Origin of the sequence: Burkholderia sp. Ap-955 (assembly GCF_011753045.1) — a bacterium.
Lineage (GTDB): Bacteria > Pseudomonadota > Gammaproteobacteria > Burkholderiales > Burkholderiaceae > Burkholderia > Burkholderia lata_D.
This window is the reverse complement of the sequence record NZ_VWWH01000028.1, coordinates 14,010-36,960: the sequence shown is the minus strand read 5'-3', so window position 1 is coordinate 36,960 and position 22,951 is coordinate 14,010. Positions and strand designations below refer to the sequence as shown.

16 protein-coding genes and 1 riboswitch are annotated in these 22,951 nt (G+C 68.9%); of the genes, 8 read left to right on the top strand and 8 right to left on the bottom strand.

Annotated elements, in window-relative coordinates:
* Positions 1 to 10: 10 nt before the first annotated feature.
* Entirely contained in the window at positions 11 to 1,219 is a 1,209-nt protein-coding gene (locus F3J15_RS17245) for an EamA family transporter (protein ID WP_166892859.1), read from the bottom strand.
* Positions 1,220 to 1,724: 505 nt separating this feature from the next.
* On the opposite strand from F3J15_RS17245, the gene F3J15_RS17240 reads away from it, so the two are divergent.
* Complete coding sequence (locus F3J15_RS17240) at positions 1,725 to 2,078, top strand: type II toxin-antitoxin system RelE/ParE family toxin (RefSeq protein ID WP_069247581.1); 354 nt, start codon at positions 1,725 to 1,727, stop codon at positions 2,076 to 2,078.
* Positions 2,075 to 2,356 carry an XRE family transcriptional regulator gene (locus tag F3J15_RS17235; RefSeq protein ID WP_166892856.1) on the top strand — a complete coding sequence of 94 codons (282 nt, stop codon included), beginning with the start codon at positions 2,075 to 2,077 and terminating at the stop codon, positions 2,354 to 2,356. The genes F3J15_RS17240 and F3J15_RS17235 overlap by 4 nt, the downstream gene beginning before the upstream one ends.
* Before the next feature lie 75 nt (positions 2,357 to 2,431).
* On the opposite strand, the gene F3J15_RS17230 is transcribed toward F3J15_RS17235, so the two are convergent.
* The 3 genes from F3J15_RS17230 to F3J15_RS17220 all read right to left on the bottom strand — a co-directional run bounded on the left by F3J15_RS17230 (position 2,432) and on the right by F3J15_RS17220 (position 4,250).
* On the bottom strand, positions 2,432 to 3,220 hold the full coding sequence (locus F3J15_RS17230) for a molybdopterin-dependent oxidoreductase (protein WP_089445284.1): 789 nt from the start codon (positions 3,218 to 3,220) through the stop codon (positions 2,432 to 2,434).
* A 29-nt stretch (positions 3,221 to 3,249) separates the two neighbouring features.
* On the bottom strand, positions 3,250 to 3,882 hold the full coding sequence (locus F3J15_RS17225; protein WP_069247579.1) for a cytochrome b/b6 domain-containing protein: 633 nt from the start codon (positions 3,880 to 3,882) through the stop codon (positions 3,250 to 3,252).
* Between the two features lie 92 nt (positions 3,883 to 3,974).
* Positions 3,975 to 4,250, bottom strand: coding sequence for a pentapeptide MXKDX repeat protein (locus F3J15_RS17220; protein ID WP_069247578.1), 276 nt, complete (start codon positions 4,248 to 4,250; stop codon positions 3,975 to 3,977).
* A gap of 272 nt (positions 4,251 to 4,522) precedes the next feature.
* A riboswitch (TPP riboswitch) is annotated at positions 4,523 to 4,639 on the top strand.
* Positions 4,640 to 4,763: 124 nt separating this feature from the next.
* On the opposite strand from F3J15_RS17220, the gene thiC reads away from it, so the two are divergent.
* From thiC to F3J15_RS17195, 5 genes are all read left to right on the top strand, one after another.
* Positions 4,764 to 6,695 carry a phosphomethylpyrimidine synthase ThiC gene (gene thiC, locus F3J15_RS17215; protein ID WP_060086525.1) on the top strand — a complete coding sequence of 644 codons (1,932 nt, stop codon included), beginning with the start codon at positions 4,764 to 4,766 and terminating at the stop codon, positions 6,693 to 6,695.
* A gap of 239 nt (positions 6,696 to 6,934) precedes the next feature.
* The gene (locus F3J15_RS17210; protein WP_069247576.1) at positions 6,935 to 7,147 is read left to right on the top strand and encodes a glycine zipper 2TM domain-containing protein; all 213 of its coding nucleotides are present in this window, start codon (positions 6,935 to 6,937) and stop codon (positions 7,145 to 7,147) included.
* Between the two features lie 219 nt (positions 7,148 to 7,366).
* On the top strand, positions 7,367 to 7,621 hold the full coding sequence (locus F3J15_RS17205; RefSeq protein WP_006497666.1) for a hypothetical protein: 255 nt from the start codon (positions 7,367 to 7,369) through the stop codon (positions 7,619 to 7,621).
* Positions 7,622 to 7,773: 152 nt separating this feature from the next.
* Entirely contained in the window at positions 7,774 to 8,700 is a 927-nt protein-coding gene (locus tag F3J15_RS17200) for a DMT family transporter (protein ID WP_166892853.1), read from the top strand.
* 483 nt (positions 8,701 to 9,183) lie between these two features.
* Positions 9,184 to 10,464, top strand: coding sequence for an EAL domain-containing protein (locus F3J15_RS17195; protein WP_069247573.1), 1,281 nt, complete (start codon positions 9,184 to 9,186; stop codon positions 10,462 to 10,464).
* A gap of 57 nt (positions 10,465 to 10,521) precedes the next feature.
* On the opposite strand, the gene arfB is transcribed toward F3J15_RS17195, so the two are convergent.
* Genes arfB through recC form a run of 4 tightly spaced genes read right to left on the bottom strand, consistent with a single transcriptional unit; the run spans position 10,522 to position 20,265 of the window.
* A complete protein-coding gene (gene arfB / locus F3J15_RS17190) occupies positions 10,522 to 10,926 on the bottom strand; it encodes an alternative ribosome rescue aminoacyl-tRNA hydrolase ArfB (RefSeq protein WP_039352282.1) in 405 nt (134 codons plus the stop codon).
* Positions 10,923 to 13,223 carry an AAA family ATPase gene (locus F3J15_RS17185; protein ID WP_166892850.1) on the bottom strand — a complete coding sequence of 767 codons (2,301 nt, stop codon included), beginning with the start codon at positions 13,221 to 13,223 and terminating at the stop codon, positions 10,923 to 10,925. The genes arfB and F3J15_RS17185 overlap by 4 nt, the downstream gene beginning before the upstream one ends.
* Positions 13,220 to 16,930: an exodeoxyribonuclease V subunit beta gene (gene recB, locus F3J15_RS17180; RefSeq protein ID WP_166892848.1), complete on the bottom strand. Its 3,711-nt coding sequence runs from the start codon at positions 16,928 to 16,930 to the stop codon at positions 13,220 to 13,222. Before recB ends, F3J15_RS17185 begins: the two co-directional genes overlap by 4 nt.
* Positions 16,927 to 20,265 carry an exodeoxyribonuclease V subunit gamma gene (gene recC / locus F3J15_RS17175; RefSeq protein WP_166892845.1) on the bottom strand — a complete coding sequence of 1,113 codons (3,339 nt, stop codon included), beginning with the start codon at positions 20,263 to 20,265 and terminating at the stop codon, positions 16,927 to 16,929. The genes recB and recC overlap by 4 nt, the downstream gene beginning before the upstream one ends.
* 182 nt (positions 20,266 to 20,447) lie before the next feature.
* On the opposite strand from recC, the gene F3J15_RS17170 reads away from it, so the two are divergent.
* Positions 20,448 to 22,739, top strand: a complete 2,292-nt coding sequence (locus tag F3J15_RS17170) for an FUSC family membrane protein (protein ID WP_166892842.1) — start codon at positions 20,448 to 20,450, stop codon at positions 22,737 to 22,739.
* Positions 22,740 to 22,951: the final 212 nt, after the last annotated feature.

The following is a 22,951-nucleotide window of genomic DNA, read 5'->3' as shown; positions in this document are numbered from 1 at the left end:
CACGGCCGTGTCACGCGTCGGCGCGGGGTGCGGCCGGTTCGGCGGCCGGCGGCGGGGCAAACGCCGGTGCCGGTTCAGCGATGGGCGGCGTGGCGAACGCCGGTGCCGGATCAATGACCGCGGCAGGATCCATCACGGCAGCCGGCGTCGGCACGGCCAGCGCAACGGCGGAAGGCGCCAGGATCGGCGCCGCATCCGGCACCGCGATCTGTTCGGGTACTGATGAAGCCTCTACCGTCGACTCGGCTGCCGCGGCCGCCGAACTGACAGCCGCCGCGCGCGCCGCGGGCCGGCGCGCCGGGTCGAACACGAACGACAGCCCGACGCTGCCGAGGATCGCGACGGTCGCGACCACGGTCGCCATCGTCACCGGTTCGCCAAGCAGCAGCGCACCGAGCGCGACCGCGACGATCGGGTTCACGTACATGCAGCTACTCGCGATGATCGGGCTCGTGTGGCGGATCAGGTAGCCGTACGCGACGTACGCGGCCATCGTGCAGAACACCATCAGGTACAGGAACGCGAACACCGGCCCCACCATCAGGTGCTCGACGCGCTCGCCGACCAGCCACGCGACGAGCGTCGAGATCATGCCGCCGAGGCCGATCTGCAGCGACGTGGACAGAAACAGGTCGGACGGCAGCTTGAGCCGCGTCGCGAGATGCGCGCCCCCCGCCCAGAACAGGGCGCCGGCAAGCACGCAGATCGTGCCGAGCGCCGAATTGTGCGCGGCCGCGCCGCCCGAGTTCAGCACGACGATGCCGACCATCCCGAGCGCAACGGCCGACCACTCGCCTTTCGTGACGGGCCGCCCGGCAACCGCGGCGATCACGGTCGCGAACAGCGGCACCGTGGCCACCATCACCGCGGCCGAGCCGCTGCTGACCAGACTGATCCCGAGCGCGATCGTGCCGGACGACAGCGCGACGAGCATCGTGCCGACGATCCCCGCATTGCGGATCTCGAGCAGCGTCGGCCATTCGGGCTTGCGCCGCAGCGCGAAGATGAACAGGCCGATCCCGCCGAGCAGGTTGCGCAGCCCCGACAGCAGCAGCGGCGGGAACGACTGCAGCGCGAAATGCAGGCCGCTGTAGGTCGAACCCCAGACGAAATAGATGAAGACGAGCGCCAGCGCGACGCGGCCGCCGCGGCTTTGCGGCAGGCGGATCCGGAACGAGAAGCGGGCGAAGAAGTCGAGGAGACGGTCGAGCGGCGTCATTGCGCAGCCTGCCCGCACGTCACGCCGCGTGCTCCGCTGAAAGGCGCCGGCGATGCCGGCAAACGGCCCTGGCGGGACCGGGAAGGCAGAGCGAACGTGCGGAACGACATGGCAGTGCGAACGGCGACGAAAGAGAACCGGCAAGCGGCGGCAGAGGGACAAAAAAAACGCGCGCAACCGTTTCGGCTGCGCACGCTCGGCATTATGGCATCAAGGATTCGAAAGCATCGTCGGACCAGTCTGAAAGGATCGCGAATGATGTTTCCGCGCGACATTTCCCGGCCGGCGGGCGGGTGAAATCGGGGGCCGGATATGCGATACGCGTGCGTTGCCGGGTATCAATCCGACCCGCCCTCCACGCCCATCCGTCGCGATCGAATCAGCCATCGGCCGAACGGCCAGTCCTGCACGCCAGCCAGCGCTTCCCCCTTATCGTGACGGTCAGCTCACGCGCCTCCTGCCCTGCGCGGCCCTCTTTCGAAACCTACACCGTCCATACAAAATTTTGTATAATTCAACCATTCTTCCGCCGAAGCCGGTTGTTTTCGTCGGCAGCGCGCTGGACGATCTTCGCGGCTTTCCGTTGCCCGCGCGACGCGAAGCCGGCCACCAGATCGACCAGGTACAACGCGGGTTCGCGCCCGACGACTGGAAGCCGATGCGTACCGTCGGCATCGGCGTGCGGGAAATTCGCCTGCGCGATGCGAGCGGCGCGTTCCGGATCATTTACGTCGCGACATTCGCCGACGCCGTCTACGTGCTGCACTGCTTCCGGAAGCAATCGGCGCGCACCACCAGGGCCGATATCGAACTGGCCGCCCGGCGCTATCGCGCGCTGACGATGGAGAGGAAACGATGACCAACGACCGTTATTCGAGCGTCTGGGACGCAATCGAGGGCCAGCCGGCCGAAGCCGAGAACATGAAGCTGCGATCCGAGCTGATGATCGCGCTCAAGCAGCGCATCGCACAGCTCGAGCTCAGTCAGGCCCAGGCCGCGAAACAACTGGGTGTCACGCAGCCGCGCGTCTCCGACCTGATGCGCGGCAAGATCAACCTGTTCGGGCTCGACGCGCTCGTGAACATGGCGGCGGCCGTCGGCCTGCGCGTCGACCTCCAGGTGCACGAATCCGCGTGACGCGTCACGTGCGATGCCGCGCTGCCCGACGCATCGCGGCCCGCGCATGCGCCGCCACCGCATGCCGCTCACCGCTCACGATCCGCCGAACCAGTTGTACCCCTGGTCGACCCAGTAGCCGCCCGGAAACGTATCGGTCACGAAGATCTCCATGATGTGCTTCGGATTCTTGTAGCCGAGCTTGGTCGGCATCCGCAGCTTCATCGGGAAGCCGAATTCCGGCGGCAACCGATGGCCGTCGTAGTCGAACGCGAGCAGCGTCTGCGGATGCAGCGCGGTCGGCATGTCGATGCTCTCGTAGTAATCGTCCGCGCACTTGAAGCCGACGTACTTCGCCCGCGTATCGGCGCCGGCGCGAGCGAGAAACGCGCCGAACGGCGTGCCGCCCCAGCGGCCGATCGCGCTCCACCCTTCCACGCAGATATGCCGCGTGATCTGTTCCTCGTGCGGCAGCGCATACAGTTCGTCGAGCGTCCACACGCGCTTGCCCGTCACGCGGCCGGACAGCACGAGCCGATACGTCGACGCGTCGACGTGCGGCACCTCGTCGATCCCGTAGTACGCGTTGAACGGGAACGGTCGCGTGATGTCGGCTTCGGTGTAGGTCGGCGCGAGCCGCTCGCCGCTGAACAGCCAGGCCTGCACGCGGTCGTTCATGCGCGACACCGTCTCGAGGAACGTGTTGACCGACGCGTCGTCCTTCAGCGTGCAGCCGGTCAGCATCGTCAGGCCGCCGAGCGTCAGCACGCGCCGGTTGAACAGACGCCGCGACGGCATCTCGAGCTCGCGGCGCACGTCGAGTTCGAGCGACTTCCGGTCGAGCGTCCAGCGCGAACCGTCGCGCTTGTATTCGGATTCCGACATGATGATTTCCTTCACCCGAAGTTGACGGGTCAGCGCCCGCGCAGCATCGCGAGCAGCGAGCGAGGCACCAGCAGCGCCATCGCGACATGAACGACAATGAATGCGACGAGCAGCGACATCGCCCAGAAGTGCACGACACGCGCGTTGTCGTAGCCGCCGAACAGTTCGCGCAGCAGCGGGAATTGCACGGATTTCCAGATCGTGAGCCCCGACAGCACCAGCACGACGAGATCGACGATCGCGGTCAGGTAGGCGGCACGCTGCACCGCGTTGTAGACGCTCAGGTCGGCATGTGACAGCCGCCCGCCCAGCGCGGCACGGACGTCGCGCCAGATCGACGCCGGCGTGACGGGCAGCATCTTGCGCGCGAGGCGCCCCGTCGCGATCGACATCGTCAGGTAGAACAGCCCGTTGAAGACGAGCAGCCACATCGCCGCGAAATGCCATTGCAGCGCGCCGCCGAGCCAGCCGCCGATCGTGATCCCGTGCGGGAACGTGAACGGCGGATAGATCGGCGACGCGTCGTAGATGCGCCAGCCGGACAGCACCATCAGGATCGCCGCGAGCGCGTTGAGCCAGTGGCTCGCGCGCACCCACAGCGGATGGATCGGGCGCGCGGGCGGCGTGGCGGCCGCGCGGCCGGTGGCGGGAACGGTTTGCATGATGAAGACTCCCGGTATGAGTCAACGGGACGGGACGAGATGCGCGCGGCCGCCGTGCGACGCACGCGCCGGCCGCGCCGCGTCCGCTTCCGTCAGTTCGACGGCGCCATCTTGTCGCCCGACGGCTTGCCCATCTCGTCGTGCGACATCTCGTCCTTCTTCATCGCGCCTTTCTTCATCGGATGCTTCTTCATGCCGTCCTTCTTCATCGCGTCGTGGCCCATTGCATCCTTGGCCATCGCGTCGTGGCCCATCGCGTCCTTCGACATCGACGAACCCGGCTGCGACATCGTGTCGTTCTGCGCATACGCGCCCGTGGCGATCGTGGCGAAAGCGGCGACGCAAGCGGCAATCAGTACTTTTTTCATGACATCTCTCCAAAACAACATGGGTTTAAGGAGCCGAATAGACGGACGACGTCGCGGGAAATGACAGCCGCTGCGAAAATTTTTTTTGAGGTTGCGCGAAAGCGCGTCATGCTGCACCGCTTTGCCGTGGCCGGCCAAGCCGGGAGGCCATGCGGCGGCGACGCGCGCTGCCATTTCGACGGGCCGCCGTACCGCCCGCCATGCTGCGGCCGCACCGGGGCAGCCGATCCTCTCCCGGTTGAAACCGCCGCCAAGCCAGTGTATCGTGTGCCCTGCTAACGCGGGGGTCCTGCAATGCGCCCGGTCAAACAACCGGCATTGCGGGTGAGAAATACCCTTTGAACCTGATCTGGATAATGCCAGCGCAGGGAAGCGTACGGATTTCGCCGCCATCCTTCTGACGAAATCCGCCGCCTCACCAAGCCTCGTCTCCTGCTTAGCTCGAGCCCCACATACGTCAAGGGCTCCGGGCAAGCGCCGAAGCGCCTGTCCGGCGCTCACACAGGAGATTGCATGAACGCCAATCCGAAGTTTCTGTCCGCCGACGCTCATGTCGACGCCGCGGCCGTCGCCCCGCTGCCGAATTCCCGCAAGGTTTATGTCACCGGCTCCCAGCCCGACATCCGCGTGCCGATGCGTGAAATCACGCAGGCCGACACGCCGACCGGCTTCGGCGGCGAAAAGAATCCGCCGATCTACGTGTACGACACGTCGGGCCCCTACACCGATCCGGACGCGAAGATCGACATCCGCGCGGGCCTGGCCGCGCTGCGCCAGGGCTGGATCGAGGCGCGCGGCGACACGGAAGTGCTCGACGGCCTGTCGAGCCAGTACGGCCTCGAGCGCGCGGCCGACCCGGCGACCGCCGACCTGCGGTTCCCGGGCCTGCACCGCAACCCGCGCCGCGCCCAGGCCGGCAAGAACGTCACGCAGATGCACTACGCGCGTCAGGGCATCATCACGCCGGAAATGGAATACATCGCAATCCGCGAGAACCAGCGCCGCGCCGAGTACCTCGAGAGCCTGAAAGCGAGCGGCCCGAACGGCGCGAAGCTCGCCGCGATGATGGGCCGCCAGCACCCGGGCCAGGCGTTCGGCGCAGCAGCCTTCGGCGCGAACGCGCCGGCCGAGATCACGCCGGAATTCGTGCGCTCGGAAGTGGCGTGCGGCCGCGCGATCATCCCCGCGAACATCAACCACCCGGAATCCGAGCCGATGATCATCGGCCGCAACTTCCTCGTGAAGATCAACGCGAACATCGGCAACTCGGCCGTCACGTCGTCGATCGGCGAGGAAGTCGACAAGATGACGTGGGCGATCCGCTGGGGCGGCGACACGGTGATGGACCTGTCGACCGGCAAGCACATCCATGAAACGCGCGAGTGGATCATCCGCAACAGCCCGGTGCCGATCGGCACGGTGCCGATCTACCAGGCGCTGGAAAAGGTCAACGGCAAGGCCGAGGATCTCACCTGGGAAATCTTCCGCGACACGCTGATCGAACAGGCCGAGCAAGGCGTCGACTACTTCACGATCCATGCGGGCGTGCGCCTGCAGTACGTGCCGCTCACTGCGAACCGGATGACCGGCATCGTGTCGCGCGGCGGCTCGATCATGGCGAAGTGGTGCCTCGCGCATCACAAGGAAAGCTTCCTGTACGAACACTTCGAAGAGATCTGCGAGATCATGAAGGCGTACGACGTGAGCTTCTCGCTCGGCGACGGCCTGCGCCCCGGCTCGATCTATGACGCGAACGACGAAGCGCAGCTCGGCGAGCTGAAGACGCTCGGCGAGCTCACGCAGATCGCGTGGAAGCACGACGTGCAGGTGATGATCGAAGGCCCCGGCCACGTGCCGATGCAGCTGATCAAGGAGAACATGGATCTCCAGCTCGACTGGTGCAAGGAAGCGCCGTTCTACACGCTCGGGCCGCTGACCACCGACATCGCACCGGGCTACGACCACATCACGTCCGGCATCGGCGCCGCGATGATCGGCTGGTTCGGCACCGCGATGCTCTGCTACGTGACGCCGAAGGAGCACCTGGGCCTGCCGAACAAGGACGACGTGAAGGAAGGCATCATCACGTACAAGCTCGCCGCGCACGCCGCCGATCTCGCGAAGGGCCACCCGGGCGCGCAGGTGCGCGACAACGCGCTGTCGAAGGCGCGTTTCGAGTTCCGCTGGGAAGACCAGTTCAACATCGGCCTCGATCCGGACAAGGCGCGCGAATTCCACGACGAAACGCTGCCGAAGGATTCGGCGAAGGTCGCGCACTTCTGCTCGATGTGCGGCCCGCACTTCTGTTCGATGAAGATCACGCAGGACGTACGCGAGTTCGCAGCGCAGCAGGGTGTGTCGGAAACCGAAGCGCTGAAAAAGGGGATGGAAGTGAAGGCGGTCGAGTTCGTCAAGACCGGCGCCGAAATCTATCACCGTCAGTAAGCGAATACGCGGTCCGGCGCTCCCCGCCGGATCGCCTCGCCAGGCACGAAGCCCGCTTTCGAGCGGGCTTTTTTGCGCATGCGGCGTGCCTGCCGGCCCATGCGAAACAATTGATTACGAAACCGGGCGAGCCTTAACAAGTCCTTACAGCAGCAGCGCGGGACGGCGCGTAGATTGGGGACATGCGCGGCCGCCAGCCGGTCGTGCGCCTTCCGTTCACTACCACAAGGACAACGATCATGAATTCGATTCGGCGTTTTGGGGTATACGCTCTCCTCGTCGCGACAGTAGCCAGCCTGTCGGCCTGCGATTCGATGTCGCGACGCCAGCGTGATACGGCAATCGGTGCGGGTGTCGGCGGCGTCGCCGGCGCGGCGATCGGCGGTAACGCGCTGTCGACGCTGGGCGGCGCGGCGGCTGGCGGCATCATCGGTAACCAGGTCGGCAAGTAAGCAGTCCGACATCGGCCGGCGGGGCGTCGTCGCCCCGCCGCAGGCCGGGCGGTTCAACGGCGTTTCCGCGGTGCGGAAGCGCCGTTTTCGTCTGTCGTGCCGCAACAGGCGCGGCCGCTCCACCCGGAAATGATCGGTTACCGTTTCTCATACCGTGTCATCGGTACTCGACCTAAGCTTCAGGCATCTGCCGATAGCCGGCTCCGCCGGAGACACATCATGAACAGGACCTTCGTCGCCGCGGCGCTTGCCTGCACGACGCTTGCCGGCTGCTATTACCCATACGGGTACTATCCGGGCGGCTATTACACGGCGGCGCCGGTGCCGGTACAGCCCGCGCCCGTGTATGTCGATCCGGCCCCCGCCTACTACTATCCGGCGCCGGCCTATGCGCCCGCATGGGGCGGTTATTGGGGCCCGGCGCTGTCGCTCAATTTCGGCTTCGGCGGACGCGGCGGCTGGCGCCATCACTGATCCGATCGGCCGCGCCGCGCGTGGCGGGGCGTCCGCCGCCCGGCGGCAAACCGGCGGAATGGCCGTTTCTTGTCGTTTCATCCGATCATGAAACGACGGGGCTGTAACGCGGTGTAAGATTCCTCGCATCCCGTCCCCGCCCTCGCCGATCGATGTCACCCAAGAACGCTTTCCTGCTGACCGTGCTCGCCGCCCTGTGGGGCGCGTCCTTCCTGTTCATCCGCGTCGGCGTGGTCGATTTCGGCGTCGCGCCGCTGATGGCGTTGCGGGTGGGCATCGGCGCGCTGTTTCTCGCCGGCTTCGCGCTGACGCGCTTCACACCCGCCGATCTCGGCGCACGGCTGCGCCGTCATGCGTGGCCGTTGTTCGTCGTCGGCGCACTGAATTCGGGCATTCCGTTCTGCCTGTTCGCGTTCGCCGAACTGACGTTGTCGGCCGGCCTGACGTCGGTGATCAACGCGACGACGCCGCTCTGGGGCGCGCTCGTGGCCTACCTGTGGCTGAAGGACAAGCTGTCGCTGCCGCGCGCGCTCGGCCTCGTGATCGGTTTCGCCGGCGTGCTCACGCTCGTGTGGAACCAGATCGCGAATGCGCATAGCGAAACGGGCGCCGCCGCGACCGCCCTCGCCGCCGCCGCGGCGCTCGGTGCGACGCTGCTGTACGGCATCGCGGCCAACTACACGAAACGCAAGTTGACCGGCGTCGATCCGCTCGTCAACGCGACCGGCAGCATGATCGGCTCGACCGTCCTGCTGCTGCCGTTCGCGATCGCCACCTGGCCGGCCGCGCCGGTCGGCGCACATGCGTGGGGCTCGGTGCTCGCCCTGGGCGTCGCCTGCACGGGCATCGCGTATTTCATCTTCTTCCACCTGATCGCGCACATCGGCCCCACGCGAGCGATTACCGTGACGTTCGTGATCCCCGTGTTCGGCCTGCTGTGGGGCGCGCTGTTCCTCGGCGAAAACGTGTCGGCCGTGATGATCGAAGGCTGCGCGATCGTACTCGTCGGCACCGCGCTCGCGACCGGCGTGATCAAGCGGATTCCCGGGACCCGGCCGCGCAGCGGCGAAGCGACCTGACGATACATTCGGGTGCACGCGCCGCCATCGTTCCGGCCGTGATGCCTGACGACCGGACGCCGACCGTTCATCGCCGCGCCGCGGGGGGTGCGGCAGCGCGACCGGCATTCCTCTGACGGCGACCTTCGCTCGCCTTTTGCCGGCCGCCAGGATTTCCCGCCTCGCCTCGCCTCGCCTCGCCTCGCCGCGCATGCCATGCCATGCCATGCCATGCCACCGGATTGTCATGTGCGGCGGCGGCGCCCGACGCTACGCGGCGGTCATGCGCGGTGCGCATGTGAGCTGCGCCGGCCGCAGTTGCATTCCCGCGTGCGTCTGGAGTTTCCCTGATACGCGAGCGGCCGCGTTCCCGTTACACTCCGAACACTTACCCGCAGAAGGCGGTCTCGATGTCCCACGTCCTTTCGCGTCCGCCGGCGCGTACGACTGCTTCAGCGTGGCGGCGCGCTGCCGTTCCGCCGCGCACTCCCGGGCACCGGTGACATGAAGCCCGCCCGCGACCTCTCGCTCGACTCCCTGCTCGAAAGCCTCACGCCGACGCCCGGCGGCTGGGTCGCCACCTATCGCACCACGACGTTGCGCAGCGTGTTCCAGCCGGTGCTGTCGATCACGCACAAGCGGGTCGTCGGTTACGAAGCGCTGCTGCGCGTCGTCGATTCGAACGGCGCGTTGATCTCGCCCACCGCGCTGTTCGACAAGACGCGCGCCGACGCCGACGCGCTGCTGCTCGACCGGCTCGCGCGCTGCCTGCATACGGCCAACTTCGTCGCGCAGGGCATCGGCGACGGCTGGCTGTTCCTGAACGTCACGCCGCGCGTGCTCGACTCGGGCCTCGTGCAGCGCGAATTCGTCGAGGCGCTGTGCCGGCATTTCTCGCTGCCGCCGAACCGCATCGTGCTGGAAGTCATCGAACAGCCGGCACGCGACGAAGCCGCGCTCGCCCGCACGATCGACATGATCCAGCATCGCGACTTCCTGATCGCGATCGACGACTTCGGCACGGGATTCTCGAACTTCGACCGCGTGTGGCGCGCGCGACCCGACATCGTCAAGCTCGACCGCTCGCTCGTCGTACGCTCGACCGGTTCGGCCGACGATCGCCGCATCATGCATCATCTCGTGTCGATGCTGCATCAGGCCGGCGCGATGGTGCTCGCCGAGGGGGTCGAGAGCGACGACTCGCTGCAGGCGCTGATGGAAGCCGATATCGATTTCGTGCAGGGTTTCCAGTTCGGCCAGCCCGATGCATCGATCGCACATGCCAGCGCGGCAGCACCCGCGATGCTCGACGCCGCGTGGCAGCGCTTCATCGCGCGCCGGCACGCGCCGGTCGTCGCCGAGCAGCCGGGCTTCGACGCGATCGAGCGGCTCGTGCTGTCCGGCGCGGCGGCGTTTTCCGCAAGCGGCAACCTGCAGGACGCCGCGCAGCGCGTGTTCGCGGTGCCGGCCGCGCGCCGCGTGTTCGTCACCGACGAAACCGGCGAGCAGTTCCTGCCGTCGATCGGCGCGCGCGCCGACGACGGCCAGGCGGGCTTCACCCGCCTCTCGCCACTCTTCCCGGAAACCCACAGCAACTGGTCGCGGCGCCCGTATTTCCAGCGCGCGATCGCCGCGCCCGGACGCGTCGCGCTGATGGGCCCGCACTTCTCGCTGACGGAAGGCCGCGACTGCTACACGGCCGCCGTCGCGATCCGCGCGCAGAGCCGGCTGGTCGTGTTCTGCGTCGACTTCGTGCTCGACAGCGCCGGGACCGTGATGCGCTAGCCGGCACGACGGTGGGCAAACGACGCGCGCGCCAGTCGTTCACCCGCCATCGATTCGTCAGTCGATCACCTTCCCTCTCCCCGACTTCACCACGCTGCGGCGCGACTTGTGCTCGAGCCGCCGCTCCTTCGACGCACGCGTCGGCCGCGTGGCGACCCGCGCGCGCGGCGTGAATGCAACGCCGCTGATCAATGCATCGAGTCGCGCCAGCGCGGCTTCGCGGTTCTTTTCCTGGGTGCGATATTCCTGCGACTTGATCACGACGATGCCGTCGCGCGTGATGCGCTGGTCGGACAGGGCGAGGAGCCGCTCCTTGATGACGGGCGGCAACGACGACGCGCGGATATCGAAGCGCAGGTGGATCGCGCTCGATACCTTGTTCACGTTCTGGCCGCCCGCGCCCTGCGCGCGCACGGCCGTCCATTCGACTTCGGCCGGATCGAGCGTATAGCGGATCATCATCGCGTAGCCTCCCCGCGGCGCCGTGCCAGCGCCTCGTCGACGCGTGCCGCGAGCCCCGAATCGCGCTGCGTACGCGTCGCGACCGCCTGCGCCAGCACGCGCCGCGGCCCGATCACCTGCACACGTGTGCGGGCACGCGTGACGGCCGTATAGACGAGTTCACGCGTGAGCACGCGGCCGAACGACGCCGGCAGCACGAGCGCGGCTTCGTCGAATTCCGAGCCCTGCGACTTGTGGACCGTCAGCGCGAACGCGGTTTCGTGCGGCGGCAGCGCGGCCGGCGATACCGCGCGCGCGGTGCCGTCCGCACGCCTGAACCACACGCGCAGCACGCCGTGCGCGTCGGGCAGCGCAATGCCGATATCGCCGTTGAACAGCCCGAGCGCATAGTCGTTGCGCGTCACCATGATCGGCCGCCCCGTGAACCAGTGCGCGCCGACCGCCAGCGGCACCCGCGCCGCGTGGCGCACGTGCGCGGCCACGAGCGCATTGACGTGCTCCGCGCCGCGCAAGCCGCTGCGGGTTGCGCACAGGATCCGGAACCGGTTGAGCGCGTCGAACAGCGGCAGCGGATCGGGCACCGGCGCGGCCAGCGTGTCGCGCAACGCGTCGAGGTAAGCACCGAAGCGCCGCGCGAGCCGATCGACCGTCGACGACGCGAGCGACTCGCCCGCATCGTCGTGGAATGATGCGGCAGACGAATCGTCGGCGGGCAGCGCGTCGAGCGCGGCCTGCACGTCGCCGCTGCGGATCGCGAGCGACAGCCGCCCGATCGGCGAATCGAGACCGAAGCGGTAATTGCGTTCGAGCCAGACCACGCAGTCGGCGAGCGGTGCGGGTGCGGGCGTGGCTGGCGCGGCGGCCGTTTCGTCCGGCAATATCGAAGTGATCGACGCAAGCGCCGCGTCTCCCGCGTCGAACGGCGGCAGCTCGACGGCGTCGAGCCACGCAAGTTCGTCGACCTCGATCCACGCGGGGGCGTCGCCTGTCGCGCCAGCCTCACCAGGCTCACCGGTTTCGGTCAGCACCGGACCTGCGGCCGGCGGCGGCGCGACGCTGGTCGTCGAAACTGCGTGATCCTGCGGTTCGTCGTCGAAAAGCGATGCCTGTCGCTCATCGACTTTCCGTCGCGACGCCGGTTTGCGCGTAGCGGCCGCGGCAGGCGCCGGCGCCCGGGCCGCGGCGGAAACCGGATCTGCAGCCGGAATCGCTGCGGTCGCGGCTTCGTCCTGCACCGGCAGCGCCGCGACGAATGCCGCCTCGTCGATGCCGAGCGCCTGCGCGATGCGCGTGCGCGCCGCGGCGGTAAACGCCGGCCGCGCGCTCAACTCTGCGAACACGGCGCCCGCCTCGACCGCGGCCAGTTGGTCCTTGTCACCGAGCAGCACGAGCCGCGCGCCCGGCGCGAGCGCATCGAGCAGATGCGCGGCGAGCGCGACGTCGATCATCGACGCCTCGTCGACGACGATCAGGTCGTACGGCAGCGGATTGTCGCGATGATGCCGGAAGCCGGCCGCCCCGCCACCGCCCAGCAGCCGGTGCAGCGTGAACGACGTCTCCGGCAGGCGCGCCGCGAGTTCGGGCGGCAGGTCGCCGGCCCGTGCATGCAGCGCTTCCTGCATCCGCTGCGCGGCCTTGCCGGTCGGCGCGGCCAGCGCGACGCGCAGCCCCGGATGCGCGTCGAGCAGACAGGCCAGCACGCCGACGACGGTCGTCGTCTTGCCCGTGCCCGGGCCGCCGCTGACGATCGTCACGCGGCCCGTCAGCGCGACGATCGCCGCGACGCGCTGCCAGTCGACTTCGCCGGTTGCCGGCCCGAAGTAACGCGCGAGGCTGTCGCGCAACCGGTCGGGCGCGAGACCGTCGTCCGGCGCGGCCACGCCGGCCTGCGCGACGAGCGCATCGGCAAGGCGCCGTTCGTAGTCGAAATAGCGCGACAGGTACAGGTGGTCGTGGCGGTCGACGATCAGCGGCCGCTCGTCGCCGCGTGCGAGCGTGCCGAACGCGACCACGCCGCTCGCGGCAAGCGCCGAGCGGACTTCGTCGAGCGGTGCTTCGTAGCGCTGCGCGAGCGCGCCGAGCGCGACGCACACGTGGCCGCCCGCGGTCGCACGACTCGTCGCGAAAGCGGCGCGCGCGGCCCAGCGCGCGGCCACGGCCGGTGCGCCGGCACGGCGGGAAAGGTCGCCGATGCGACGCGCAAACCCTTCCGCGAGTGCGATACCGAAATCGGCAGGTTCGGGCAGGCGCGCGACGAGGCCGCCGGTAAATTCGAGCGTGTCGTCCTGCGCGTTCATGCGCGGCCCCCGTCCATCATCCGGTCGAGTGCGTCGACGAGCGCGCGCTCGGGCCGCCGCGCATGCACGCCGGCCGGTTTGCCGTCGCTGCGCCAGCCGGGCCGTACACCACGCACGAACAGGTACAGGTAGCCCGCGACATGCGTGTCGTAGTCATAGTGGGGCAGCCGCCCGCGCAGGTAGCGGTGCAGTGCGACCGTATAGAGCAGCGCCTGCAGGTGATACGCGTGATCGGCCATCGCGACGTCGAGCGCGCGCGGGCCATAGGCGTCCGGCGTCGTGCCGAGATGGTTCGACTTCCAGTCGACGATCCAGAAGCGGCCGTCGTGTTCGACGATCATGTCGATGAAACCCTTGATGAAACCGGCGAGCATGCCCGCCTCCAGTGCAACGTCCGGGTAGCCGTGCGCGACCAGCAGGCGGCGCAGCGCCATCAGGTCGAGCGCGGGCGCCGGGAACAGGAAACCCATTTCGTCGAGCCGCTTCGCGGGATCGAGATCGGCAAGCCGCATGCCCGGCACGAGCTCGGTGCGCACGACATCGTCGACCAGCTGCACCATCATTGCCGGCAGGCGCGCAGCCAGCTCGGGCACGGCCTCGACCGGCCGGTCGTGCAACGCGCCGAGCGCGGCCCTGGGCCACGACTCGGGCTCGGTGAAGCGGCTGAGTTCGAACAGACGGTGCAGGCACTCGCCGGCCGCCGCGCCGCGCGGGAACACGAGGATATCGTCGTCCGGCGGCTCGGGCGCAACCGTATCGGCCAATAGCCACTCGCCATCCGGCGCCACCGCGGCAAGCGCATCGTGGTCGGGCCGCAGCTCGTCGTCGGGCACGGCCGCGACACCCGCCTCCTCGCGCGCCATCGACGCGGTCAGCGAACTGAAGCTGGCCATCCGCCACGCATCGCGCAGCACACGTGTCGCATGGCGCGCCGCGAGCGTCTGCGACGCGTCGTGCCCGGCCGCGAGACGCTCGGGGCGCACGGGCGCCGGCAGCGGCGCGACGCTCACGGGGCCACCCGCGAGCGCCTGCCACGCCGCATCGAGCGCGGCTTCGTCGGGCGGCTCGTCGAGCCATGCATCGAACGACTGGCCTGCGCCCGCGACGAGCCAGTTGAGCACGCTACGCCGTGATTCACGCGTCGAGCGCGACGACAGGTATGGCCCGGCGACGACGTAGCAGCGATAGACCGCGCGCGTGAGCGCCACGTAGACGAGCCGCGCGCGTTCCGCCGCCTGCTCGCGCAGCGCCTGCCGCGCCGCATGCTCGGCTGCCTCGTCGTCGCAGCCGTAATGCAGCACCGCGTCGCCCGCATCGTCGTGATACTCGCGCGCATCGGGCAACGCGGACGCGGGCGGCTCGCGCAACCCGCCGTCGTTCAGGAACGGACAGAACACGATCGCGTATTCGAGGCCTTTCGACTTGTGCACGGTGACGATCTGCACGAGGTTGCGATCGGATTCGAGCCGCAGCTGCGCTTCCTCGCCGCCGCCGTCGAGCCGTTGCGCGGCGAGCCAGCGCAGCGTCGGCGCGATGCCCGGCTGCGCGGACGCGCGTGCCTGCGTCAGTTCGGCCAGATGGTTGATGTCGGTCACACGGCGTTCGCCGTCCGCGCCGGCCATCAGCCGCTCGGCAATCCGCAACTCCCGCGTGAACGTGCGCCACATCACCGCGAAGCCGCGTTCGCGCCACAACAGCCGATACCGCGAGAAGCGCTCGACCCAGCTCATCGCGTCGGCGCTGTCCGCCGCCGATGCTTCCCGTTGTGCATCGCCGTCGCCCTGCTCCATCCGCCACAGCGCACCGGCATCGAGGCCGAACCAGTCGGATGCGAGCGCCGCGCGCAAGCGCCGCAGGTCGCCCGGTGCATCGATCGCCGCCAGCACGCGTTCGAGCTGCTCGGCGTCATGGGTCGAGAACACCGAAGCCTGCGCCAGTTCGACGCTGCCGATGCCCCACGTCGACAGCACGCGCTTCACGAGACTGCCCTGCCGGTGCGTCTGCACCAGCACAGCGATGTTGCCCGGCGACAGCGGCGTATCGCCGAGCCGCACGCGTCCTTCGCGCGCGCCGCGCATCAGCCGCGCGATCTCGGCGGCACAGGCCTGCGCGGCCTGTGCCTGCGCATCACGCTTGAGCAACGTGCCTTCGCCACCGGGCAACGCCCACACCCGGAAGTCGCCTGCCGGGCCCGGATCGGTTGCGTCGATGAACGGCGCGCGCACGCGCGTGCCGGCACGCACCGCGTAGTAGTCGAGCCCGTCGAGCACGAACGCGCGCGGATTCGACATGAAGAAGCGGTTGCACGCATCGACGATCGCGGGCGTCGACCGCTGGTTGACCGCGAGCGTATAACGCTCGCTCGCCCGTGCGCGCGCGGCAAGATAGGTATGCAGATCGGCCGCGCGGAAGCTGTAGATCGCCTGCTTCGGATCGCCGACCAGAAACAGCGGGCCACCCGGCGCGAAGATCCGGTCGAAGATCGCGAACTGCAGCGGGTCGGTATCCTGGAACTCGTCGATCAGCGCGGCCGGATAGCGCGCGCGCAGCGTCTCGGCGAGCCACGGATGCGCATGCAGCGCGTGGTACAGGTTCGCGAGCAGATCGTCGAACGAGACGACGCGCCGCGTGCGCTTGCGCTCGGCCAACTCGCCCGGCGCCATGTCGAGCCATTCGGCGATCAGCGCGAGCCAGCGTGCGCGCTGCGCGGCCTCGGCCGCCGCCACGGCCGCTTCGAGCGCATCGGCCACGTCGAAGAATGCGTGTTCGGGCGTCGCGCCGCCTTTTTTCGTGGCCTTCACGAGCGCGGTGCGCGTGAGCTTCAGCGCGGCCTTCGGCAGCGCAGCCGTCGCGTCGCCCTGCGCGAAATGCGCGGCCCATGCGGCCAGCGCATCGGCAACCGCTTCGGGTTTATGCGAGCGCTGGTTGAGCGCGGGCTGCGCGGTGCGCAGCAACGCATCGATCGCTTCGCGTTCGGCCGCCCACATCCGCCCGGCCTCGGCGAAGCATTCTGCAGCCGCCGCCTCGGCCGATTCGTCCGGCTCGGTCACGCCGTCCCACCGCAGCGCGGCGAGCGGCTTCTTCAGCCGGCGCGCGAGCTGCGCATCGAGCGCGGCCGGGCCGGCGCCCGATTCGACGAGCCAGGTCGCGAAGCCCGGCCAGCGCGCGGCCGCCGGCTCGACGCGCGTGCGCCAGAAATCAGCGGCGAGCTCGAAGCGCAGCGACGCGTCGTCGGCCTCCATGTCGAACGCGAACGGCATCGCCGCCGCGAACGGCGCTTCCTGCAGCGCGCGCTGACAGAACGCATGGATCGTATGGATCGCGGCCTGGTCGAACGCGCGCAGCGCACGCCGGATCCGCTTCGCGGCCGTTTCGGGATCGAGCGCGCCGTCTTCGCCAAGCGTGGTTTCGAGCAGACGCTCGATGAATGGATCGCCGCCGTCGTCACCCGTGTCGAGCGCATGCGCGAGCTGCGCGAGGCGACCGCGAATCCGCTCGTGCAGCTCGGCGGTCGCCGCTTTCGTGAAGGTCACGACGAGGATTTCATCCGCACCGAGATCCTTCTCCAGCAGCAGGCGCACATACAGCGCGCAGATGTTCCAGGTCTTGCCGGTACCGGCCGATGCCTCGATCTGGTTGACACCGTCGAGCGGGCACGCGAACACGTCGAGTTCGAGCGCCTGCTGCGGCTGTGACACGGCGCTCATGCGACCTCCTTCAGATGCGCGACGAGCGGATCGAACACGAGCCGCGCGAGCGTGCCGAACGGCTCGTCGAGCGATGCATGCGCGCCGCGCCACGCGATCGCGATGGCGGGATCGTCGGCTTCGCTCACGACCCGCTCGTTGATCCAGACGCTCGCGGCCTTCGCCTCGCCGTCGGACACCCTCGCCCACGCGCTGCGCGGGAAAAACCGCAGCGGCATGCGCCGCCCTGCGCGAAACAGCGCGGCGAGCGGCGCGAGCTGCTCGAGCGGCGCCGCGACGGGCGTCAGCTCGAACGCACCGCCGCTGCCGAACCACAGCGTGCGGCGCGGGCCGTCAGGGTCCACCGCGCAGTAGACGAGATGCGCGAGCCATGCGGACAGGTAGTCGCGCGCACTCGGCCGTGCATAGCGATAGATGATCTGTCCGGCCGGCGTGAGCCGGTTCAGCGTGCCGTGCAGGTCGAGCGGCGCGCTCACCGCGTCGCCCGCCAGCCGCGCGTCGTCGGCGCCGAACAGCGCCTGTTCGGTGTCCGGCCAGGCCGGTACGACGGTGAGCGTGAACGGCCGCCGCTCCATCCCGTCGGCCAGTGCGCGGCGCACGTTCGACGCAAGCTGCGTCATCGAACCGAGCGCCTGGTCGCGCCACACGGCGCCGGTCGCACCGCCCGGCAGTTCGGGGCTCGCGTCCGCAATGCGCAGCGCGTGATCGTGCACGCCGCCCTCGTCCGACTCGATTAGCAGCGGCAGCACGCGCTCGGCGAGCGCATCGCTGCCGGCGAAGTCGAGTGCGAACGGTTCGGTGTCGAGCAGTTCGGCCTGCGCGTCGGCGAGCACGATGCCGAGCCGCGCGCGCAGCAGCGCACGCGCGGGATGCCGCCAGAAGCGTTCGAATTCGCTGAATGCGACAGGCTCGACCGGTTCGGGCGGCAGCGGCTGCGCGAAGAACGGCACCTCGCGCGGCCCGTCGCGCGACGCCTCGGCGGCCAGCAACGTTGCGAGCGTCGCACGCTCGGCATCAAAGGAAACGAGGTCGCTGCCGGGCTGGAAATACGCGGCCGCGAACGGTTGCAGCGGATGCTCGACGACGAATGCGCGCCGCGCGGCATCGACCGCGTCCGGCGCCGCGTCGGGCCCGGCCGTGACGAGCGCGAGATGGTCGAGCAGTTCGTCGACGAGTGCCGCGGGCGGCAACGGCGCGTTGTCGCGAATGCTGCGGCCGGTGTACGCGATCATCAGCCGGTCGCGCGCGGCGAGCAGCAGGTCGAGAAACAGGTTGCGCTCGTCGTCGCGGCGCTGGCGGTCGCCGAGCTTCGGCAACACGGCCATCAGGTCGAATTCGTCGGCACGCGCGAGGCTCGGCAGCACGCCATCGTCCATCCCGAGCAGGCAGACGACGCGATACGGCAAGCCGCGCAGGCTCGTCAGCGACGAGAACGTGACGCCGCCCCACGGCACGCCGCCGCGCGCCGGATCGTCGAGCGCGGCGGCCAGCCCCGCCCGGACGACGGCCGCCGGCAACGCTTCGTCGGGCGCGCCCTCCGTCATCGCGGCCAGCATCGCGTCGAGCGCGTCGCGCACGCCCGCGAGCGCGTCCGCATACGCGGCGCCCGAATCGAAGAACCGCGCGAGCGTGTCGGCGAACAGCTCGCTCCAGCCTTGCGGCGTATGCGATTCGGCCAGCCGCCGCGCGAAGCCGTCGAGATCGTCGGTGAAGCGTGCGAGCCGGCCGAGCAGTTCGGCCTCGCTGCCGGTGGCCGCCTCGATCGGCAGCCACGCGCCGACCGGCGCCGCGCCTTCCGGCATCGCATAACCGAGAAAGAGCCGCGCGAGCGCATCGGAGAACGTATGGCGCGGCGACGGCACGGCCGCGTCGTCGCTCGCGAGCGGCGACAGCCCGCGCCGCGCGCCGGCGGCCGCGAGCCAGGTCTGCACCGTCTCGAGCGCCGCCGCATCGATACCGTAGCGCGCCGCCACCGCGTCGACGCGCAGCCATTCGACCAGTTCGGGCGCGCCGACCTGCCGCTCCGGCAACGCGAGCCAGTCGAGCAGCACGCGCGCGACCGGGTTCGCCTGCGACGGCGGCAGGCCGGTGATCCGGTAAGGCACACGCGAGCCGCCGGCGCCGGCCGTGCCGAACACGGCGTCGATCAGCGGCCCGGCCGCCGCGAGATCGGCCACCGCGACGAGCACGTCGGACGGTTGCAGGCTCGCGTCGGCGTCGAACCACGCGAGCAGCCGGTCGTGCAGCACCTCGAGCTGGCGCGCGAGGCTGTGGCACACGTGCACCTCGATCCCGCGCTCGGCCGGCGTATCGCCGATTTCGGCCTCCGGCTGCAGTTCGAGGATCGCGTTCTGCACGCGCGCGAGCCACGTCGGCGCGGGATTCTCGACGAAACGCGACGCGTCGCCCGACGCAGCGCTTTCAGTCAGCTCGTGCAGCATGTGCAGCTGCGCCTGGGTCTGCCGGCCCCATTCGGCGAGCAGCGGATGGCCGACTTCCTGGTAATCGAGCCGCCCGGCCGCATCGAGCGCCTCGGCATGCGCGGCGGTCACGATGTCGAACCAGAATTCGCGGCACGGGTTCAGCGCATAGACGCGCACGTCGATCCAGCGCGACAGCTCGCGCAGCAACGCGACGTGCAGCGGCGGCATCGTCGGCAGCGCGAACACGCTGACCGATTCCGGCCAGTCCGCGCGCGCGATGGCGTCGGGATCGAGATGGCGTGCCTCGACGAGGAAACGATGCGCCGGCGGCGTGCCGCTGTCGCTCAGCTCGGCGAGCAGCGCGCGCCACAGCGCGGCCTGCCAGCGTTCGTCGTCGCGCGCGGCGTCGCTGATCCCGCGCGGCGCGCCGTCACCCGCGAGCACGGACTCGCCGGCCTGCCACGCGGCCAGCCATTCGGGACGATAAGTCAGGTAATGATCGAGCACGGCCGCGACGCGGTGCGCCAGCTCGTAGCGCATCGCATCGTCCGACGCGGACAGATACGCGGCCAGCCGCGGCGACGCGAGCCATGGCGCACCGTCGTTCGCCTGTGCAAACAGCCGGTAGCAGCGCCACACGAGGCGATCGGGTGCGAACGGCGAACGCGCAGGGACCGTCAGCACGCGGCCGATCTGCGCCCACAGCCATTGGGCGAGATACGTGAACTCGACGTTCGCGCACACGCCGTTGCGCGCGGCGATGTCGAGCTCGAGACGGCGGCGCAGCGCCGCGCTCGGCACGATGACCTGTTGCGACGCCCACGGGCCATTGCGGGCCGGGAACGCGGCCAGATCCTCGAGCAGCGCATCGGCCAGCGTTTCGTGACGGTTCGAATAGAAGAGATGGAGCATGAGGCAGGCGTCGGAACCTCGCGCCGGCCGGGCCGGGCGAACAGGATCACCAAGGATAGCAAATGGGCCGCCGTCGCGAACCTCGTCCGGAAAGCCAGGTTTTACGGACCGCGAAATACGATAGACTCGTCGCCAGTCAAGATGCCGCCCCCGGGCGTCTTCGTCTGCTATTCAGCCCATCGATGCGCTATTCGGTCGAAATCAGAAAGTTTTTCTACAGCCAGTACTTTTTCGGCGGCCTGCGGATCGCGGTCGGCGTCTCGCTGCCGGCCGTGCTGTGCCTGATCGTGTTTCACAACCGGGAGCTCGGCTTCACGATCTCGACGGGCGCGCTCGGCGCCTGCGTCGTCGACATGCCGGGCCCGCTCAAGTACAAGCACAACGAAATGCTCGCTTGCAGCGTGATCGGTTTTCTGGCCGCGCTCGCCACCGGCCTCGCGACACCGAACATCTTCGTGCTGTGGCTCACCATCGTGCCGCTCACCTTCGTGCTGTCGCTGATCGTCGTCTACGGCAACCGCTGGCCGCAGATCAGCTTCGCGACGCTGTTCATGATGGTGATGACGCTCGAGGAGAAGTTCACGCCGCTGCAGGCATTCATCAACGCCGGCTGGATTCTCGCGGGCGGCCTCTGGTACACGTACTGGGCCACGCTCGTATCGCAATGGCAGGCGCGCCGGATCGAGCAGCAGGCGCTGGCCGAGAGCCTGTTCGCGTGCGCCGACTACCTGCTCGCGCGCGCGCAGTTCTACGATCTCGATGCCGACCTCGACGAGTGCTACCGCAATCTCGTCGCGAAGCAGATCACGGCGGTCGAAACGCAGGAAACCGCGCGCGACATCGTGCTGCGCAACCTGCCGAAGCTGCGGCGCGGCAAGCTCGACCCCGGCCGCACGACGATGTACAACCTGTTCATCAACAGCGTCGACCTGCACGAGCTGTTCGTCGGCGCGCACACCGATTACCCGCTCGTGCGCAATACGTTCGGCGGCTCGGACCTGATCATTTTCTATCGCGACCTGATCCGCAAGGCCGCCGCCGATCTCGAGGAGGTCGGCCTCTCGGTGCTCGAAAACCGCGCGCCGCATTCGCACATCAGCGTGAAGGCCGAGCTGCGCGCGATCGAGTACGAGATCGAGCTGATGCGCAAGAAGAACTTCCCGGCCACCAACGCGGAAGCGTATGCGGCCGTGCTGGCCACGTTCCGGCGCATCTGGAGCGCGACGCGCCTGATCGACCGGATGCGCCGCAACCTGTCGGGCCGCGCCGATCCGCAGCAAACCGAACTGAAGATCGACAAGGCGCTCACGCGCTTCCTGCAGCGCCGCCGCATGTCGCCGCTGCTGATCTTCTCGAACCTGAACATGCGCTCGCCGAGCTTTCGCCATGCGCTGCGCGTGACGATCGCCGTGGCGGTCGGCTTCTGGATCGGCCGGCTGCTGCCGCTCACGAACGCGTACTGGATCGTGATGACCACCATCATCATCCTGAAGCCCGGCTACTCGCTGACCAAGCAGCGCAACGCGGCGCGTATCGTCGGTACGCTGATCGGCTGCGCGGCGAGCGTCGCGCTGATCTACACGGTCAAGGATACGCACCTGCTGATCGCGATCATGTTCGGGTCGATGGTGATGAGCTACAGCCTGCTGCTGTTCAACTACGCGGCGAGCGTCGTGTTCACGTCGTCGTACGTGCTGCTGATGTTCCACCTGCTCGCGCCGGGCAGCATGCGGATCATCGGCGAGCGCGCGATCGACACGGTGGTCGGCTGCATGATCGCGATCGCCGCGAGCCGGCTGTTCCCGTACTGGGAATACCGGCTGATGGGCAAGCAGGTCGCCGACATGCTCACCGCCACCCGCAAGTATTTCGAGGCCGTGTGGCGCGCGGGGCGCGGCATGTCGCCGCCGCCGGTGCCGGCCGCCGACGGCGCGGCCGTCGTGCCGGTGGTCGCCGCGGCCATCGAGACGCCGGCCACGGCCCTCGACGACGACTACCGCTACCGCCTCGCGCGCAAGGACGTGCACATCGCGTTCGCGAATCTCGGGCAGGCGTTCCAGCGGATGATGATCGAGCCGAAGGCGCACCAGCGCTTCGTGCCCGAACTGAACGACCTGCTCGTGCAGACGCACGTGCTCGGCGCGCAGATCACGGCCGCCGCGCCGCTGATCCGCACGGCCTGCGCGGCCGACGGCAGCCTCCTCCACGACGACGCGCTGCATCGCGGCCTCGCCGCGGTGCTCGACAATCTCGAGAAGGCGGAGGCGGGCGAGCCGCCGCCCGCCGGCCAGCTCGACGCGTCAAAGCAGATCACGCGCGACCTCGACGCGATGGTCGTGTCCGCGGAGAAATCCGATGCGGTGGGGGCCGAGCTCACGCACGACCTGAAGGTGCTCGCGCACCAGTGCAAACAGATGCTGGCGTCGTCGCTGCTGATCCGCAAGGATGCGAGCGTGATCCGCCTGCCCGCCTGACCCAGGCTTTACCCCGCCGGTGGCCGGCCCGCGCATGCCGCGGATCGGCCCCGGCGCTCCCCGATTCAGCGATCCCCGAAGCATGACCCGCCCGTTCCACGCGGCCCGCACCCTCCAGGCGCGACCACCCAGCCCCCCATTGCGCCCGTCGCGCCAGTCAGGGAATACCCGATTCCGGTCACCCGGCCCGGCTTGTTATCATTCGTTCACAT